At 48.6% G+C, this 17,288-nt stretch carries 17 protein-coding genes and 1 pseudogene; 8 read left to right on the top strand and 10 right to left on the bottom strand.

Going from position 1 to position 17,288, the window contains the following annotated elements; genetic code table 11:
- Window positions 1–25: 25 nt before the first annotated feature.
- From FDW94_RS21685 to FDW94_RS21660, 6 genes are read right to left on the bottom strand one after another with little or no spacing between them, the layout of a single operon-like run.
- Entirely contained in the window at window positions 26–541 is a 516-nt protein-coding gene (locus FDW94_RS21685; protein ID WP_003832425.1) for a phospholipase D family protein, read from the bottom strand.
- Between the two features lie 31 nt (window positions 542–572).
- Window positions 573–1,160, bottom strand: coding sequence for an ATP-binding cassette domain-containing protein (locus FDW94_RS21680; protein ID WP_008784505.1), 588 nt, complete (start codon window positions 1,158–1,160; stop codon window positions 573–575).
- On the bottom strand, window positions 1,144–1,938 hold the full coding sequence (locus FDW94_RS21675; protein ID WP_008784504.1) for an ATP-binding cassette domain-containing protein: 795 nt from the start codon (window positions 1,936–1,938) through the stop codon (window positions 1,144–1,146). The genes FDW94_RS21680 and FDW94_RS21675 overlap by 17 nt, the downstream gene beginning before the upstream one ends.
- Window positions 1,932–2,744 carry an ABC transporter permease gene (locus FDW94_RS21670; protein WP_008784503.1) on the bottom strand — a complete coding sequence of 271 codons (813 nt, stop codon included), beginning with the start codon at window positions 2,742–2,744 and terminating at the stop codon, window positions 1,932–1,934. The genes FDW94_RS21675 and FDW94_RS21670 overlap by 7 nt, the downstream gene beginning before the upstream one ends.
- Window positions 2,734–3,708, bottom strand: coding sequence for an ABC transporter permease (locus tag FDW94_RS21665; RefSeq protein ID WP_048214387.1), 975 nt, complete (start codon window positions 3,706–3,708; stop codon window positions 2,734–2,736). The genes FDW94_RS21670 and FDW94_RS21665 overlap by 11 nt, the downstream gene beginning before the upstream one ends.
- A complete protein-coding gene (locus FDW94_RS21660; RefSeq protein WP_079935317.1) occupies window positions 3,708–5,330 on the bottom strand; it encodes an ABC transporter substrate-binding protein in 1,623 nt (540 codons plus the stop codon). Before FDW94_RS21660 ends, FDW94_RS21665 begins: the two co-directional genes overlap by 1 nt.
- Window positions 5,331–5,726: 396 nt before the next feature.
- Here FDW94_RS21660 and FDW94_RS21655 point away from each other — a divergent pair, with 396 nt between their 5' ends.
- Window positions 5,727–7,814 carry a TonB-dependent receptor gene (locus FDW94_RS21655; RefSeq protein ID WP_137378240.1) on the top strand — a complete coding sequence of 696 codons (2,088 nt, stop codon included), beginning with the start codon at window positions 5,727–5,729 and terminating at the stop codon, window positions 7,812–7,814.
- A gap of 359 nt (window positions 7,815–8,173) precedes the next feature.
- Window positions 8,174–8,950 (top strand): 3-deoxy-D-manno-oct-2-ulosonate III transferase WaaZ, encoded by a 777-nt coding sequence (gene waaZ / locus FDW94_RS21650; RefSeq protein ID WP_137378239.1) that lies wholly within the window; start codon window positions 8,174–8,176, stop codon window positions 8,948–8,950.
- Between the two features lie 31 nt (window positions 8,951–8,981).
- Here the strand turns inward: waaZ and FDW94_RS21645 are convergent, their stop codons facing one another.
- Both FDW94_RS21645 and FDW94_RS21640 read right to left on the bottom strand, forming a co-directional pair.
- Window positions 8,982–9,179 (bottom strand): hypothetical protein, encoded by a 198-nt coding sequence (locus tag FDW94_RS21645; protein WP_137378238.1) that lies wholly within the window; start codon window positions 9,177–9,179, stop codon window positions 8,982–8,984.
- Window positions 9,180–9,348: 169 nt separating this feature from the next.
- A complete protein-coding gene (locus tag FDW94_RS21640; RefSeq protein ID WP_137378237.1) occupies window positions 9,349–10,872 on the bottom strand; it encodes an EAL domain-containing protein in 1,524 nt (507 codons plus the stop codon).
- Between the two features lie 241 nt (window positions 10,873–11,113).
- Here FDW94_RS21640 and FDW94_RS21635 point away from each other — a divergent pair, with 241 nt between their 5' ends.
- Both FDW94_RS21635 and FDW94_RS21630 read left to right on the top strand, forming a co-directional pair.
- On the top strand, window positions 11,114–11,386 hold the full coding sequence (locus FDW94_RS21635; protein ID WP_063941461.1) for a hypothetical protein: 273 nt from the start codon (window positions 11,114–11,116) through the stop codon (window positions 11,384–11,386).
- A gap of 151 nt (window positions 11,387–11,537) precedes the next feature.
- Entirely contained in the window at window positions 11,538–11,942 is a 405-nt protein-coding gene (locus FDW94_RS21630; RefSeq protein ID WP_103285070.1) for a DUF1398 family protein, read from the top strand.
- A 207-nt stretch (window positions 11,943–12,149) separates the two neighbouring features.
- Here the strand turns inward: FDW94_RS21630 and tnpA are convergent.
- Window positions 12,150–12,554 (bottom strand): annotated as a pseudogene (gene tnpA / locus FDW94_RS21625) (IS200/IS605 family transposase).
- A 193-nt stretch (window positions 12,555–12,747) separates the two neighbouring features.
- Window positions 12,748–13,998 carry an NADP-dependent isocitrate dehydrogenase gene (gene icd / locus FDW94_RS21620; protein WP_003030769.1) on the bottom strand — a complete coding sequence of 417 codons (1,251 nt, stop codon included), beginning with the start codon at window positions 13,996–13,998 and terminating at the stop codon, window positions 12,748–12,750.
- A 202-nt stretch (window positions 13,999–14,200) separates the two neighbouring features.
- On the opposite strand from icd, the gene rluE reads away from it, so the two are divergent.
- The 4 genes from rluE to mnmA all read left to right on the top strand — a co-directional run.
- Window positions 14,201–14,824, top strand: a complete 624-nt coding sequence (gene rluE / locus FDW94_RS21615) for a 23S rRNA pseudouridine(2457) synthase RluE (protein WP_137378236.1) — start codon at window positions 14,201–14,203, stop codon at window positions 14,822–14,824.
- 34 nt (window positions 14,825–14,858) lie between these two features.
- Window positions 14,859–15,797 carry a hypothetical protein gene (locus FDW94_RS21610; protein ID WP_137378235.1) on the top strand — a complete coding sequence of 313 codons (939 nt, stop codon included), beginning with the start codon at window positions 14,859–14,861 and terminating at the stop codon, window positions 15,795–15,797.
- A 9-nt stretch (window positions 15,798–15,806) separates the two neighbouring features.
- Window positions 15,807–16,268 carry an NUDIX hydrolase gene (locus tag FDW94_RS21605; protein WP_128611854.1) on the top strand — a complete coding sequence of 154 codons (462 nt, stop codon included), beginning with the start codon at window positions 15,807–15,809 and terminating at the stop codon, window positions 16,266–16,268.
- Between the two features lie 53 nt (window positions 16,269–16,321).
- Window positions 16,322–17,288, top strand: a 967-nt coding sequence (gene mnmA / locus FDW94_RS21600) for a tRNA 2-thiouridine(34) synthase MnmA (RefSeq protein WP_249358672.1), incomplete at its 3' end; no start/stop codon positions are given.

Here is a 17,288-nt window from a genome sequence, read left to right as displayed (position 1 = left end):
TTAAATCAACGGTGTTGTGAAGCATTTAACCGCTCTGGTGCGCAATTTTCCAACGGCTGTCAAAATGGGCCTGATACTGCGCAACAACGGCAGGTTCGTCACGAATAACTAACACATTTTCAGAGTTGGCAAATTCTGCGGATTTGGCAAAGTTGAACGAACCGGTTTCCAGCGTGTCGCCATCAATAATCATTACCTTGTCATGCTGGATGTGGTAGTGACCATCCAGTTGCACATCAACCCCATTCGCGGCAGCAAACGCGATGGCCTTCTGACTCACCTTACCCTGGTTTCGTTTCTTATCGATAACAGCCCGAACCACTACGCCTCTCTTTTCAGCGTTTACCAGGGCCTGAACAATATCTGCAGACTGAAATGAATAAGCCATCATATCGATGCTGTGCTGCGCATGGTTAATTGAATCCAGCACTAAAGCCCGAGCCGACCCTTCCGGTGAAAAACCCACCTGAATGGAAGCATGTGCTGCAAAAGCCCCCGCCCCGTACATTAGCGCAGCCACAGCGATAGTTTTTACGATCACGTTAGTTATTTGCCTGAAATGCGAAAGAGACCTAAGAGAGTAGCGCTCGCGTGCAGATCTGATCAAGCAGCGCCTGCTGATGACTGATAATGAGCATACCCAATGGTCGACGCTGAGATTCTTCAAGCAGCAGCGCCCAGATATCCCGTTGAATAGAAGGATCAAGCTGGGCAGTAATTTCATCAGCAATAAGAAAACGTGTCCGCGGGTCCAGCGCGCGAAGTAAAGCAATTCGCGCCAGTTCACCACCAGAAAGTTGTCCGGGACGGCGGGTTAACCACTCTGGATTGATGTGAAGACGGGTAAGCATTGCAGCATCCGGTCGCCATGCATCATGCACCGCATCACCGGTGCTGCGTCGGGGGTTAAAAGTTAATTCTGGATGCTGTGGCACCAGTTGCACCGGACAATACTGGTGCATCGGCAACGGTTGGTCATCAATCAGAATGTCACCGGAAGTTGGTTTCTGCCAGCCCGCCAGCACGCGTCCCAGCGTCGTTTTGCCAGTTCCACTGGGCGCACAAATCCCAATACGTTCTCCAGGGCGTAGAGAAAAGGTCAGATTTTGCCACAGAACCTTTTCCCCTTGACGGATTGTTACATCACGACAGCACAGCATCGCGCTCTCCAAAAAGTTGATTTCTTTCAGGCAGCGCCCGCCATTGTCGTTGCAGGTGTTCGCTAATCTCTCCGCGTAACAGCTGTTCCCGGCTGACGTTATCCGACACCCTTCCCTGATGCAGCGCAACAATACGATCCGCATGGCGGGCCGCCAGCGTGAGGTCATGCGTTACCCACAAAACACCAGCCCCTTGCTCACATTGCTCACGCAACTGTTCAAGCAGTTGATTAGCGAGAGGTGCATCAAGCCAGGCGGTAATTTCATCCGCCAGAATATAGCGAGCCTGACTCAGGGACGCATGACAAGCCAGAACACGTTTTGCCATACCGCCTGAAAGCTGACGCGGAAAAGCATCTAATACGCGACTTTCCAGTCGACTACGCTGGAGCAATCGTTCAATTTTTCCGGCATTCCACTGCTGGTCAGAAAGCTGGCATGCCCTGCGCAGATGTTTTTCAATCGAGAGCAGCGGGTTAAGTGCCTGAATACCTTGAGGGACGTAGCTGAAGGTATTGCCACGACATTTGCGAATATCATCACTGCCCAGCGCTTTACCTTCCAGGGTAATAACGCCGTTGAAACGCAAATTGTCTGGTAAGAGATCGAGCAGACATTGCAGCAACAGGCTCTTACCTTCCCCACTTCCCCCAACTAGCGCCACCATCTGACCAGGCGCTACGTCGAAAGAGATATCCTGCAACAGCGAAGACCAGTTTTTCGCGCCGTACCAGCGATAACGCGCCACGTCCAGCGAGACCTGCCTTAAACTCAACATGCGTCACCTCGTAACCATAAACGATGCACCGCCCTTGCGAGCTGATCGAATAACATCACCAGACTGAACAGCATCAGTCCTGGAAACAGCACTAACCACCAGTCACCATGACTGATAAACCTCAGCGCATCCGCCAGCAGCAGGCCCAGCGACGGTTCATGCGGTGCCAGTCCAAAACCGAGGAAGCTTAACGCCGCGCTGTGCAACACCGCATGGGGAAACATCAGCAATGTCCCGGTTAACCACTGGGGTAACAACGCCGGTAGATAGTGATGCCGCCAGCAGTAAAAATGGCCGTGTCCCAGACGCCAGGTCAACGTCAGATAGTCACTGTGGGCCACGCGCTGCGCTTCAGCACGCAGGATCAGCGCCAGACGCGGCCAGTGCGTTAGTGCAACCGCCATGATTACCCCGTTTTTCCCACCACCCAGCGTAAAACAGATCAAAATAAGCAACAGCAGATGCGGCATCGATAGCATGGCATCAGTAATTAGACGCATAAGCACATCCAGACGCGGATGTATGCGCGAAACCGCCGCCATCATTAACGCAATGAAACCGCTGCACAACGCCGCACCAATACCAATTTGCAGACTGGTTAGTGCACCTTGAAAACAACGGATCCACAGATCGCGACCGAGGTTATCGGTGCCAAACCAGTACATGGCATCAGGTGGAAGATGACGAGCAAGCAGATTAACGCTCAACGGGTTATCCAGCATTGCGGCACCATACACTGCAATGAATAACAGGCAGCTAAAAGAGAACAAAAGACGAATTAGCGTCGGCGTCGGGTTATAGAGCATCAGGTCGCTCCAGAGCACGGTTCAACATACGGACAAGCCAGGTAGACAGCGAGTTGCCAATGAACACCAGTACGGTACTGAACAACACAATCCCCATCAGTAACGGCAGATCGCCGCGTAACCCGGCATCAATGGTGGCCTGCCCCAGTCCTGGATAAGCAAAGACTTTTTCGGCCAATAGTGCACCTCCCAACAGTTCTCCCAGTGAGGCAAACTGCAAACACAGCGCAGGCGTAATTGCATGACGCAGAACCTGATGACGTAACAGTGACCAGCCTTTATCTCCCTGGGAACGCGCAAAACGGACAAATTCGCTTTTCATTACGCTGGCGATGCTTTCCCGCGTGTGAAGCGTAATTTGCCCCAGTCCCAGCAAACTGAGCGCGCAAACGGGAAGCACCAGATGACGCAGACGCTCGGTCAGCGTCGCCATATCGCCGCTGTTGCCCGGCTCCCACGCGCAGCAGACCGGAAATACCGGCCAGCGCACGGCAAATAACGCCAGCAGCAACATGCCAATCCAGAAGGTCGGCAGCGAAGAAAGCAGATAGCTGAGGCGACAGATTGCTTTGTCCGGCCATCGATTCAGGTAGCGACCCGCGACAAATCCCATTGCCGTTCCCAATATGCCGGAGAGTAGCCACGCGCCGCCAAGCAGCGCAAACGAGGTGGAAAAGCGTTCCTTGATCACGCTGGCAACCGGCGCATTAAACAACATGGAATAGCCGAGATCGCCCTGCAATACACGAACAAACCAGTGACCAAAACGCTCCCATAGCGGCTGGTCCAATCCCCAGCGAGCAGCAATGCGTGCATATTGCTCCGGCGGCACATGCAGGAGATCGTTGCCGATATAAGCGCGAATCGGATCGACTGGAGAAAAACTGAGCAGCACAAAAGTGCCAGCCGCAACCAGCACTAATAACACTATCAGCCGTAGAAAATGGCCCACAACAGACTTCATCAACGGCAGGTCCAGGTCCATTCGTCCAGATTATTGAGCAATGACCAGCTACCGTGAATCTCCGGTGCGCCTTTGCCTAAATCAATACACGGATTTGCCAGATAAGTGTGCTGAATATTCAGCAGCCATGCCCAGGCAGCATCGCCCTGCACGCCAGCCCCTTGCTTACCATCCCACTCCACCTGTTGCCAGAAAGGCAACGCTTTTTGCCAGTCTGGGGCGTCGATAGCCTGTTTAAGGTGCTGTTCAACAACAGGATTGCTGTAATAGCCTGGATTGTAATATTCCACACCCGCGGCCTGATTACTGTAATGATGGAAAAGCTCCATCGGATCCAGGCTTCCCCAACCAAATAACGTCGGGTTCGCATGCATGTGACGTTCAACGGTTTCCCAGCTTCCTGACTGTAGTGATACCTGAATGCCCACCGGTTCCAGCATTGCGCGAACAGCTTCGGCTAAATCCCGGCGTGTACTGTCACCGCTGGCGTACCATAAAGTCAGTCGAGCCTCTTTGCCGTCTTTCACTCGTACGCCATCTTTACCCACCTTCCAGCCGGCTTCTTCCAGAATCGTACGTGCTTTTTCGCTATCACCATCTTTGAACGCAACGGATTGCCCCTGCCATGGCAGCCCCTGCACTGCGCTATACGCAGGAATCGCATGACCCTCCATGACCTGATCGGCAAGCTGCTTACGGTCGATGGCATAGTTGATGGCACGCCTGATGGCAACATCGGCAGTGATATCGTTCCCAATCGGATAGCCATTGGCGTCTTTTTTACCTGCAGGAACCATCGGGAACACAATGCCCCGGTTTTCCACGCTATCGCGTACCCAAAGTTTCAAATTTGTCTGCTGAGGAGCGACCGCCATCGACGGCGCGATACGTACGAGTCCCAGTTGGCCACTGCGCGCTGCGGCATAAGCGTTATCTTCATCAAGGAAGACAAACACCAGCTTACTGAAATCATTTTTCTTACCGGCATACCAGGGGTTAGCCTCCACGATCAACTGCTGCCCCGGCTGAAAACTCACCAGCCGATAAGGACCCGCGCCAATCGGATTTTTGGCAAATGTTTTTTCGTCATACCGTTTCGCCGGAACAATACCCAAAGAACCCAGCACATTCACAAAGGTGCTCTGTGGGCTATTCAGCGTAATTTCTACCGTACGGTTATCTTTCAGGCTGGCATGAGTGAAGTTTCCCATGTCGATTTTGCCGCCGCTTTTTGCTGCTTTGTTATAGGTGAACACCACATCTTCAGCGGTTAGCGGGGAACCATCAGAGAATTTAAGGTCAGGTTTTAACGTCAACGTCCAGATTTTGCCGTCTGCGCTGGTCTCTACTTTTTCCGTCAGCAGGTTTCCCCAGCTCATATCTGCATTTTGTTTTAATAATGGTGCATGTAAAAGCAAATAGCTGCCATGACTCCAGCCCAGCATCGGGTCAAACCCTTCCGTTGGTTCTGGTCCAATTGCCAGTTTTAACGTCTGCCCTTCGCTCGCATTTTGCGCGGCAAGAAGTGGTGAGGTTAATGCGAGAGTCAATGCGCACGTAAGTAGTGCCAGCTTGCCTTTGATCATTATGTTATCCAGATTTACGTTATTTTTATGCTGCATAACGATTTACCGTCGTTAAGCAGTCTCCTGGGGAAGGGATTATGGCGGACAGAAATGATGAAAAAAATGATGCGGCGCAGAAAAGTATGACGATTCTCTAAAATTATCATACTTTTTTCTGATACTCCGTTATGAGTACGATGTGAATCTCAGAAAATAGATTAATCCCTCGCCATTTATTCACAGGAATATTAATCCCGAACTAATAATTGCCTGTGCGGACTATTGGCCCTTCCTGCTAATTCCTTATCTAAAACCCATGACAATTTATGTATATTTATTCAAGAAAAACACCAGAAGTGACAAGTTATGTAAATTTGTAATGATAATTATTTGTATTATCATTTCCATAAATTATCTTACTGCCTTTGAATTTTTAACAAAGGAAGTTTGACTATGCGTTTAAAACCTGTTGCCTCTGTCGTTCTGTCCTGTTTAGGATTTTCCAGCCCCCTGGTATTTGCTGAAGATGTCATGGTGGTAACCGCTTCCGGTTATGAAAAGAAAATCACCAATGCCGCCGCCAGCGTCTCTGTTATTTCTCAGCAAGAGTTACAAACCAATAAATATAATGACTTAGGTGAAGCCCTGCGTTCTGTTGAAGGGGTAGATGTTGAAAGCAGCACCGGTAAAACCGGCGGTCTGGAGATCAGCATCCGTGGCATGCCTGCCAGCTATACCTTGATCCTGATTGACGGTATTCGTCAAAACGGCAGCAGCGACGTAACGCCAAACGGTTTCTCTGCCATGAATACCAGCTTTATGCCCCCGCTGGCGGCGATCGATCATATTGAGGTGATCCGCGGCCCGATGTCGACGCTTTATGGGTCCGACGCAATCGGTGGCGTGGTGAATATCATCACCAAAAAAAGCACCGATAAATGGAGCACTTCCATCAATACCGGCGTTAACCTGCAAGAGAGTAATAGATGGGGTAACAGTACGGTCGCCAACTTCTGGTCAAGCGGCCCGTTGATTGCGGGCGTACTGGATATGCAGGTTCGGGGGAGCACAACCCAGCGTCAGGGTTCCAGCGTCACCTCCCTCAGCGATACCGCCTCCACCCGCGTACCTTATCCTACCGAATCGGAAAACTATAATATTGGCACGCGCCTCGACTGGAAAACCAATGAGAACAATACGCTGTGGTTAGATCTCGACTCCGCCAGACAGCGCTATGACAACGATGACGGGCAGTTGGGCAACCTGACAGGGGGGTATGATAAAACGCTACGCTATGAGCGTAACAAAGTGACCCTCGGCCACGATACAGCCTTAACGTTCGGCACCTGGAAATCCTCCCTCGGCTGGAATGAAACCGAAAACAAAGGCCGGCAATTGGTATCTTCCGCACTCACACCAGAGAACGCAGGCCGGGCCGGTGACGCGCGTGAACTGAAGAACACCAACGTCATTCTTGACTCAGTGCTGCTGACGCCATTAGGTGATTCGCACCTCTTAACCCTTGGCGGAGAATTCTGGGATGCCCGGATGAAAGATGGTGTGGTACTGGCCAATACCGGCGAGACGTTCCATCAAAAAACGTGGGCAGCCTATGCGGAAGATGAATGGCATATTCTCGACTCGCTGGCCTTAACCGCAGGAACACGCTATGAGCATAACGATGTCTTTGGCGGTCATCTCAGCCCGCGTGCCTATATGGTCTGGGACGCATCCGACGAATGGACCCTCAAAGGCGGCGTAACGACAGGTTATAAAGCACCATCACTAAGCCAGTTGCATAACGGGATCAGCGGTGTAACCGCACAGGGAACGGTGAATACGGTCGGTAACCCGGACCTCAAACCTGAGGAAAGTATCAGCTACGAAACCGGGCTGTATTACGAGAACGACGCCGGGCTTAACGCCAACATTACCGGCTTCTATACCGAATACAAAAATAAAATTGTCTCATATTCTATCGATGATAATACCAACAGCTATACCAACAGCGGCAAGGCGAGGACCGATGGCGTTGAATTTGCCAGCACCTTCCCTCTATGGTCGGATGTGCTGACCTTATCTCTCAACTACACCTACACTCAGAGCAAGCAAAAAGATGGTGACAATAAAGGCGCGCCATTAAGTTACACCCCAAAACATATGGCTAACGCCCGTCTGAACTGGCAGGCAACGGAAGATATGAACGCCTGGCTCAGCGCACGTTATCGCGGCAAAGCCCCACGCTTTACCGAAAATTACGACAACCTTAGCGCGGTACAAAAGGCCGTCTATGACGATAAAGGCGCTGATTTAAAAGCCTGGACCGTTGTCGATATGGGGATGTCTTATAAGCTGACCAAAGATCTGACGCTTAATACGGCGGTTAATAACGTGCTGGATAAAGACTTTAGTGAGGTCAAATTGTACCAGGTGGGCCGCAATAGCACCTACGCAGGTGATTATTATCAGACTGCACAATCCACTACCGGATACGTAAACCCTGGTCGTAACTACTGGGTATCTTTAAATTATCAGTTCTAATTTTATAAGATCCTGCTGGTCGAGCTATCACGTGCATCCCATCCAGCCGACATCATTCAGAAAAATATCCTGAATGATTTCATAGAGTCGCCTTACAAAGGCGACTCACATCCTCTTCTAACCACACCTCTAATTCATTTATCCCAACATAAACCTAATCGCCTTGTCCATAGCACGGCACATTCATAAACGACATGAATTATATTCATTCAGAATAATTACCACGAGTCATAATTATCTTCCATGTTTTCATGAATTCATTCATTAAATTTATATAATAAAAGTCAACATTATCACTGATTTGAAAGCCCATAAAGAAAGTGGTAACATTTGCAAAAATAATATTCATGGTAAAAGCAATGGTTATCACACACAATATATTAAATAAGATAATGGGAAATAGAATTTCCGATGATTGCATTATTTACCTGTCCGGTCCATCATCATTGGACACGCCATTAAGTAGAATGCGTGATAAAAATTTTATTTGCGTAAACGGAAGTGCCGGTCATTTAATCGACAACAATATCCCTATTTTTATCTATGTTGTTTGTGATGGCTCATTTTATGAAAACAATAAAGACTTATTTCATAAGTATTCCTCCTATGCTCAGCATACCTTTATTAGTGAAGATGTTATTAAAAGGGCTGATTCAACAGAGGCAGAGTACTTGCTCAACACATGTTTTCTGTTAAAGGACATTTGCAAATCCAGAGGTGGTATCGGTAGGAAGATTCGCTATAAAATAAAAACAATGACTAACAGGAATCTTCGAATTAAATGTTCTGCATTCAGAAAAGTGAAAACAATTGCATTTTCAACTAACGTAACACATGGCCATTTTGGTAGCGCTACGGTCGCATTTAGCGCGTTACAAATAGCCATTAGTCTAAAGTTTGAAAGAATAATTTTTTCCGGTTTAGATTTGAAAGGTAGCTGTAAACGGTTTTACAATGAAGTTAACGCCCAACCCACGACTCTCCCCGCTGATCTTAGCTTTATATTAAGGTCGTTTTCTTATGTAAGTAGCCACTATGACGGTAAGATCTACAATCTTTCCCCACAAACAGCTATTCCCTACGATGTTATTCCGTTCATCAAGACAGAAGAAGTAGCTTGTTCCAGCTCCTACTAGCAATACACCAATGATAAGAATATTTAAACAATCAATATAAAAACACCCCTTCCTGCACCATTAGGTACAATGCCAAAACAATAACCCCGACGATACCGCCTAAAAATTGTACTGCGGCAATCGCAAGCTGGTTGCGATTTGTGTTCTTCGCTTTGCTTCGCACATCCAACTTATTTTTCGCCGCTCTGTGACTTGAATCACGCTCCATCGCGAATGTTATATCTGCCATACCATTATCCAGTTGCTGTATATGAAAACATAAATAACCACCACATCGATAAGGGTATAGATTTTAACTAACAGAATCTGAGATTTGTCTCACGATAAAGATAATCGTCGGATTTTTGCTACCGAAGCAGATTTCATGCTCACTTTTGATCAATAAGGTTATCTTGTATTTATTCAACAAAAACCTTCACTTTAGGCTTTGACAGCAGAATCATGACGAACTCAGTGAAGGTTACTGGTTTATAGAAATAGTACCCTTGCAGGAAAACAATGTTGTTTTTGTTGAGATAATCAAGCTGAGCCTTTGTTTCAACCCCTTCTGCAACGATGCTTAAAGATAGTTTACGAGCCAGATCGAGGACACAATCTAAAATTCGGGTTGAATCGGGAAGCTCATTTACCCTTCCCACAAAGCTCTGATCGATTTTAATGTAATCAATGTGCAGGTCATGCAAATAAGAAAGCCCAGAATAGCCCGTACCAAAATCATCCAGCGCAATCACAAAGCCATTCTCATGCAGGATATTGAGCCTCTGCACAAGATCTTCATCCACATCTAACGGCTCGCGCTCAGTAACTTCGATTACCAGATTGAGGTCATCGCGGTTAAAACTATCCCTGTAATGCAGGCACTCCTGCACGAATGTAGGGGATGTGATATGGGATGCGCTGAAGTTAATGCCGACATGGAAGCCGGATGGCAGTTTGCTGGCAATGGCGTTCATGTTTTCCGCGACCTGCCTCATCAGGCTTTGAGTTAGTGGCACTATCAGGCCTGATTTTTCAGCGACGGGAATGAAGGAAGCAGGAGAGATATATCCGGCTTTTGGATGTTTCCATCGGGCCAGCACTTCAACACCGCGTAACGTCCCCTCGCGACCATTTACGATAGGTTGATAAAAAGGCACGATCTCTCCTTTTACTATCGCCCTGCGCAACGTTTCTTCAGGGGTATCGTTCTTGTTCAGATACTTATCAATGGCATATGCGGCGGCGAGCGATATCAGTAGGATAAAAATCAGGATCCCTCCGCCATGCCTGATCAGCCTGTTAGCACTAAACAATGGTGGTTCAGCGTAAATGATGCTGAAGGAATATTTCGCGGAATTCACTTGGCCAAACTTCTGCGCATTTGCAGCAACAGGTTTCACATCTCCCAATAAACCGAGTACTGCGTCACCCACAAGCAACGAGTACGTTACTCCCGCTAACGGGACATTCAGTGCCCCTCGGATATGCACGCCACTTATGGTGACGATGATACGGCCTGTGTGAAAACGTGTTTGATACAGCAGAACAGGTATTTCATTCTCGGTATTGCTTGCGGGAGTCAGTTGTAAATTAGTATCAGCTATAACGGGAATATGCTTAAGTAATATCCGATTACCCGGCAAAGAGGTACACCAAACCTTCCCCTGTCGAATAATTATCAGCGTTCGCAAATGGGGTCGGAGCGCAGCTTCGGTTCCAAGTTGGTATTGCCCCTCCAAATCGCATTTTTTTTCAGCAATCTGCCTGGCGGTACGGGTTGCCTGGAAAGCTTCATCAAGTATGTTATCCATATTTTTCGCGGCATATCTGGCACCCCCGAGGGTTTCCATCGAGGAGGAATACCAAAGCTGCATATTAAGAATAAAAACACCGATTAAAAAAAGACACACCGCAGCAGTTACCGGTAAAAGTGCTTTGCGCATTCTCATGTCCTGTGGTGAAAGTCGATCGGTCGTTGCGATAAACATTGACGTATTCAAATTTGTTACTAAAGAGCATGGTAGACAGAAACAGAAATCGCCATGCGCCCAGTCACATTTCCTCAATAACAACGTAACTTACTAATTTATCTATAAAATCATTACTGAAATTTGCAGTACAAAACCGGCGTTGCACCTCATCCAATTTTGCTATCATTGGAATGCACTAATAAGAGGTAATCAAATGAAAATCTTTATCACAGACAATGACGGTAACCTGATTCCTGTTGACGGAAAAAGCGTTGTCATCGAATTGAATAGTGGCGGAACCATCGAGATCGCCGAGGAGTACAGCCGGGACGATGTTCCTGAAGGCATTAATCTGTGGGGCGGACGAGAACCCTCCCCTTCACTCTCTTTCGAGGAAATCAAAGCCAGAACAGAAGGCCTGGGCGTTTATCCCATCGCAGCCAACGCTCTGCATGTATTTCCGTACAAACTTTCAGCAAAAGAATAATTGCACGCACCGGGTGCGCACGCGTAAATGGGCTGTGCGCAATTGCTCTCATGGCTTTGCTGTCCGCACCAAGAAGTCAGACCAGATTGAAGTGATAAAACCGTTCGTGCACACTATACGCTCTCATGACTAACAATAGGTTATAACCCTGATGGATCAGGTTGATGTTCTTGAAAAGATGTTTGAGCAAGTGAGAAAGGAACATAACTTTCCGTGGTTTTACTCTGAACTAAAACGCCAGAATATTGCTTATTATATTTACTACCTGGCTACTGATAACATCAGAGTTGTGACAGAAAATGATGAAGTAATATTAATAAGAGGGAAAAGAGACTTATTGAAAGTCAGTACAAACAAGAACCCGGAACAAGTAAAAAAAGCAGCCCAGATTCATTATTCCGGGAAATCCACATTTCGTGAATATACTGCAACACTTGTCAATGCTGGCGTTTTCCGATGGGTTACGGATGTCAATGATAACAAACGGCATTACTACTCTGTTGACGATACGCTTTTATACATGGAAGATGTTGAGAACAATAATCCATTAATATAATGATAGTTGAACTAGTAGTCCGATTTCTTCCACTCAGCACCGTAGAAGCTGGCTTAAGGGACAAACCCGCGTGAAGGATCACCACATCGGGCTACAGTCATAGTTAATGCGGAACACTGCGGCGACATAACGTATGATTATGTCATTGTACTGTGCTTAATTGATTGGACACCCAGGTATATGAAATCCGCAATTAAGCTGGCTCAGTTAATTCAGGCATTGCGTCCTGATGTACTCCTGCAGGTAGTTATCTTCGCCGTTTTCTTACCTACCATGTCGACGTAGTAACCTCTGCACCAGAACTCCCTGTTCCTGTATTTAAACTTCATATCACCAAACTGCTCATACAACATCAGACTGCTTTTCCCTTTCAGATACCCCATAAAGCCGGATACGCTCATTTTGGGCAGGATTTCCATAAGCATATGGATACGATCTGCACAGCACTCCTATTCCAGGATCCGCACGTTTTTCACTCACACAGCTTCTTAAGATGCTGCCTATCGCCCTACCTTTCTCCCCGTAGAATGCTTGTCTTCGGTATTTGGGCCCAAAAACTATGTGATATTTACAGTTCCATCGGGTGTGCACTAAGTTCTTTTCGTCTCCCATTGGGACCCTCTTTTGATTTCTTGTTTAACCCTTGCTGTTGCCAGACCGCAAGGTGTTTTAACAAATCAAAAGGGGTTTTAATAACTGGCCCAAAGCTGAAAGCTTTCCGGACCCCCAGCCTAGCTGGGGGGTGTCTGTGCACAAAAAAACGGGAACCTCTCGGCTCCCGTTCTCATACAACCCAGTATCTGGATTACATGTTTTCGATGATTGCGTCACCAAACTCTGAACATTTCAGCAGTTTAGCGCCGTCCATCAGACGTTCGAAATCGTAAGTTACGGTCTTGGCGTTGATTGCGCCTTCCATACCTTTAACGATCAGGTCAGCCGCTTCTACCCAACCCATGTGGCGCAGCATCATTTCAGCAGACAGAATGATGGAACCTGGGTTCACTTTATCCTGACCTGCATACTTCGGTGCAGTACCGTGGGTTGCTTCGAACAGAGCGCATTCGTCACCGATGTTTGCACCCGGCGCGATACCAATACCACCAACCTGTGCGGCCAGCGCATCGGAGATGTAGTCACCGTTCAGGTTCATACATGCAATCACGTCATACTCAGCCGGGCGCAGCAGGATCTGTTGCAGGAACGCATCGGCGATAACATCCTTAACCACGATCTCTTTACCGGTTTTCGGGTTCTTGATTTTCACCCATGGACCGCCGTCGATCAGTTCACCACCGAATTCTTCACGTGCTAACTGGTAACCCCAGTCTTTGAACGCGCCTTCGGTGAACTTCATGATGTTGCCTTTGTGTACCAGGGTAACTGAATCACGATCGTTGGCGATGGCGTATTCAATCGCTGCACGCACCAGGCGTTTAGTCCCTTCTTCAGAACACGGTTTGATACCAATGCCGCAATGTTCCGGGAAGCGGATTTTCTTCACGCCCATCTCTTCGCGCAGGAATTTAATCACTTTCTCAGCATCGGCAGAGTCAGCTTTCCACTCGATACCCGCGTAGATGTCTTCGGAGTTTTCGCGGAAGATGACCATGTCGGTCAGTTCAGGGTGTTTAACCGGGCTTGGTGTGCCCTGATAATAACGCACCGGACGCAGGCAGACATACAGGTCAAGTTCCTGACGCAGAGCTACGTTCAGAGAGCGAATACCGCCGCCAACAGGGGTGGTCAGAGGGCCTTTAATGGCAACACGATATTCACGAATCAGATCTAAGGTTTCAGCAGGCAGCCAGACGTCCTGGCCATAAACCTGAGTGGATTTCTCGCCGGTGTAGATTTCCATCCAGGAGATTTTACGCTCGCCTTTATAGGCTTTCTCGACAGCAGCATCGACAACTTTGATCATCGGTGGGGTTACATCAACGCCGATACCGTCGCCTTCAATGAACGGGATAATCGGATTTTCAGGAACGTTGAGTTTGCCGTTTTGCAGGGTGATCTTCTTACCTTCCGCCGGAACAACTACTTTGCTTTCCATTCACCTCTCCTTCGAGCGCTTCTGGTTCTGCTCGTCTGTCATCACGCTGCATGTGCGTTTGCGTCCTGCTACACGGATGCGTTAGAGCAACTTTTTGTTAATGATTTGTAATGAGCGTGTCAATACTACCCTATTGTTCGCCGCCATGAAAGACACTCGTTCTTAGGCTATAATGCGGCAATTGATATAATCTGAAAATACCATGCAAAAAACTTCTTTTAGAAATCACCGGGTTGAGCGATTCAGCTCACGACAAGTCACTAAGCAGCGTAAAGAAAACCAGCCAAAACGCGTGGTTTTGTTCAATAAACCCTACGATGTTTTGCCACAATTTACTGACGAGGCTGGCAGAAGCACGTTAAAAGATTTTATTCCCGTGCCGGGAATTTATGCGGCGGGCCGACTCGACCGGGACAGCGAAGGGCTTTTGGTGCTGACCAATGACGGCGCGCTGCAGGCGCGGTTAACGCAACCTGGTAAGCGTACCGGGAAAATTTATTACGTCCAGGTTGAAGGCGAGCCGACAGCAGAAGCGCTGGACGCCCTGCGTAACGGAGTAACGCTCAATGATGGCCCCACGCTACCCGCAGGCATTGAAGTAGTAGAGGAGCCCGTATGGCTGTGGCCGAGAAATCCGCCGATTCGGGAACGGAAAAACATTCCCACCAGCTGGTTGAAAGTTACCTTATATGAAGGTCGCAACCGTCAGGTACGTCGTATGACAGCGAATGTTGGATTTCCTACGCTGCGCCTCATCCGCTATGCCATGGGGGATTACACGCTGGAAAATCTTGCTAACGGCGAGTGGCGGGAACTGAAATCGTAGCCGTAAGGTTTAACGTGAGTGTTAACAGGGAAGCATGAAAAATATGGATAAGCAGCTTTTTGCAGCATTCATCCTGCTCGGCGTGTCACCGTTTTGTTCAGCAAAACTGGACTGTGAGACAATTGCCGGAACAGCAGCCGGAGAGGCAAACTACCTTTATGAGTCTGCCAAAGTAAAAACCGACTCACGCCTGCATTTCTATTCTGCACCAGCAACAGAGTGTCAACTCCCCGCGTTCATGGTCAATGGCGACACCGTCGAGGTGCTCAGGAGTTCACAGCGCTACAAAAGCACGGGCATGCTTTCCAAAGATGAGCCTTATCGTTACGTACGTTATCGGGACGCTAAAGGAACCTTCGCCACCGGCTGGGTCTCGGTTAATGGATTAACGCCGTTATCCAGTCCGCTTGCAGTAAGCGCGTCTTGCCAGACATGGGCAAATAAAGCGATGTCGCAGCGCGGGTTCTTACCCTCCTCCTCCACAAACCACTATCAGGTAACAGGAGACACCCGCGCATGGTTCTATGCGATGCCAACCGAACAGTGTCGCAGCCCGTCCGTATTTTTAGTGCCCGGCGACCTCGTCTCTGTACAAGAACAATCCAACGATGATTTTATGGAAGCGGTCTATTACACCACCGATCGCCAAATTATACGCGGTTGGTTAAAAAAGTCGCAGTTACAGGCTATAAACAGCGGTGACCACTATCGCGACGACATCAACCCGCTGTCGACAGAAAAGGCAACGAGAGTCGCCACCCTTGGGCTACGTCACGACCACCAATGTATCTTTTATGAAAGCTGGAATGCTAAAAAGGCCATTGAGATTATCGTGCGCGAGGATCATCAAACCGCATTGTGCCGTGGAGGGGCCGACCCACAAACGTCACCTCCCGTGGCTTATATCAGTATCGACAAGGCCAGCGGTGAAATTAGCTGGCCAGATGTTACCGAAGGTTTTGCTGAGGAATAAGGGGAAAACATGTTCAAACCGCACGTCACGGTCGCCTGCATTGTGCATGCAGAAGATAAATTCTTAGTCGTTGAAGAAACGATCAATGGCAAATCCTTGTGGAATCAACCTGCAGGACACCTGGAAGCCGATGAAACGCTGGTGCAAGCCGCAGCACGCGAACTGTGGGAAGAAACGGGCATTAAAGCGCAGCCACAGCATTTCATTCGTATGCATCAATGGATTGCGCCAGACAGAACGCCCTTTTTGCGTTTTCTTTTCTCTATCGAGCTTGCCAATATGTGCGCTACAGAACCCCATGACAGCGATATAGATTGCTGTCGTTGGGTCAGCGCAGAAGAGATTTTCTCTGCGCCAAACCTGCGTTCGCCGTTGGTTGCGGAGAGTATTCGCTGTTATCAGAGCGGACAGCGCTACCCACTGGCCATGATCGGCGAATTTAACTGGCCGTTTACAGAGGGTGTCAAGTAAAGGGCTGCGTGCTAGAATATGCCGCCTTGAAGTTCAATGTCGTGAGTATTCCTATGTCTGAAAGCCCAAAAAAAGTGATCGTCGGCATGTCCGGCGGTGTCGATTCCTCCGTTTCTGCCTGGCTGTTACAACAACAGGGCTATCAGGTAGAAGGCCTGTTCATGAAGAACTGGGAAGAGGACGATGGCGAGGAATACTGCACAGCGGCCGCCGACCTTGCGGATGCGCAGGCTGTCTGTGACAAACTCGGCATTGAACTGCATACCGTCAACTTTGCCGCAGAATACTGGGACAACGTCTTTGAACTGTTCCTTGAAGAGTACAAAGCGGGCCGTACGCCGAACCCGGATATTCTGTGCAATAAAGAAATTAAGTTTAAAGCCTTCCTTGAGTTTGCCGCCGAAGATTTAGGTGCCGATTACATCGCCACCGGTCACTACGTGCGTCGCGCGGATGTCGACGGCAAAAGCCGCCTGCTGCGTGGGCTCGATGGCAATAAAGACCAGAGTTATTTCCTCTATACGCTCGGCCATGAGCAAATCGCGCAAAGCCTGTTCCCGGTCGGTGAACTGGAAAAACCGCAGGTGCGTAAAATTGCCGAAGATCTTGGTCTGATTACGGCCAAGAAAAAAGACTCCACCGGCATCTGCTTCATTGGCGAACGTAAGTTCCGCGAGTTTCTTGGTCGTTACCTGCCGGCTCAGCCAGGCAAAATCATCACCGTTGACGGCGAAGAGATTGGCCAGCATCAGGGGCTGATGTACCACACTCTGGGTCAGCGTAAAGGTCTGGGTATTGGCGGAACGAAAGAAGGGACAGAAGATCCATGGTATGTGGTGGATAAAGACGTTGAGAACAACATTCTGGTTGTCGCTCAGGGTCATGAACATCCACGTCTGATGTCCGTTGGCCTGGTGGCGCAACAGCTGCATTGGGTCGATCGCGAACCGTTCACCGGCACCATGCGCTGCACGGTGAAAACCCGCTATCGTCAGACCGACATTCCGTGCACCGTTAAGG

This window comes from Citrobacter sp. wls757 (genome assembly GCF_005280935.1).
GTDB classification, from domain to species: Bacteria; Pseudomonadota; Gammaproteobacteria; order Enterobacterales; family Enterobacteriaceae; genus Citrobacter; species Citrobacter portucalensis.
The sequence above is the reverse complement of the archived record's forward strand: the minus strand, read 5'-3'. Positions and strand labels throughout refer to the sequence as shown.

Excerpts from the sequence above, each read along its gene's own strand:
- FDW94_RS21680 (WP_008784505.1), bottom strand. The coding sequence starts at position 1,160 with ATGCTGTGCTGTCGTGATGTAACAATCCGTCAAGGGGAAAAGGTTCTG.
- FDW94_RS21675 (WP_008784504.1), bottom strand. The coding sequence starts at position 1,938 with ATGTTGAGTTTAAGGCAGGTCTCGCTGGACGTGGCGCGTTATCGCTGG.
- FDW94_RS21670 (WP_008784503.1), bottom strand. The coding sequence starts at position 2,744 with ATGCTCTATAACCCGACGCCGACGCTAATTCGTCTTTTGTTCTCTTTT.
- FDW94_RS21665 (WP_048214387.1), bottom strand. The coding sequence starts at position 3,708 with ATGAAGTCTGTTGTGGGCCATTTTCTACGGCTGATAGTGTTATTAGTG.
- FDW94_RS21660 (WP_079935317.1), bottom strand. The coding sequence starts at position 5,330 with ATGCAGCATAAAAATAACGTAAATCTGGATAACATAATGATCAAAGGC.
- FDW94_RS21655 (WP_137378240.1), top strand. The coding sequence starts at position 5,727 with ATGCGTTTAAAACCTGTTGCCTCTGTCGTTCTGTCCTGTTTAGGATTT.
- waaZ (WP_137378239.1), top strand. The coding sequence starts at position 8,174 with ATGGTTATCACACACAATATATTAAATAAGATAATGGGAAATAGAATT.
- FDW94_RS21645 (WP_137378238.1), bottom strand. The coding sequence starts at position 9,179 with ATGGCAGATATAACATTCGCGATGGAGCGTGATTCAAGTCACAGAGCG.
- FDW94_RS21640 (WP_137378237.1), bottom strand. The coding sequence starts at position 10,872 with ATGCGCAAAGCACTTTTACCGGTAACTGCTGCGGTGTGTCTTTTTTTA.
- FDW94_RS21635 (WP_063941461.1), top strand. The coding sequence starts at position 11,114 with ATGAAAATCTTTATCACAGACAATGACGGTAACCTGATTCCTGTTGAC.
- FDW94_RS21630 (WP_103285070.1), top strand. The coding sequence starts at position 11,538 with ATGGATCAGGTTGATGTTCTTGAAAAGATGTTTGAGCAAGTGAGAAAG.
- icd (WP_003030769.1), bottom strand. The coding sequence starts at position 13,998 with ATGGAAAGCAAAGTAGTTGTTCCGGCGGAAGGTAAGAAGATCACCCTG.
- rluE (WP_137378236.1), top strand. The coding sequence starts at position 14,201 with ATGCAAAAAACTTCTTTTAGAAATCACCGGGTTGAGCGATTCAGCTCA.
- FDW94_RS21610 (WP_137378235.1), top strand. The coding sequence starts at position 14,859 with ATGAAAAATATGGATAAGCAGCTTTTTGCAGCATTCATCCTGCTCGGC.
- FDW94_RS21605 (WP_128611854.1), top strand. The coding sequence starts at position 15,807 with ATGTTCAAACCGCACGTCACGGTCGCCTGCATTGTGCATGCAGAAGAT.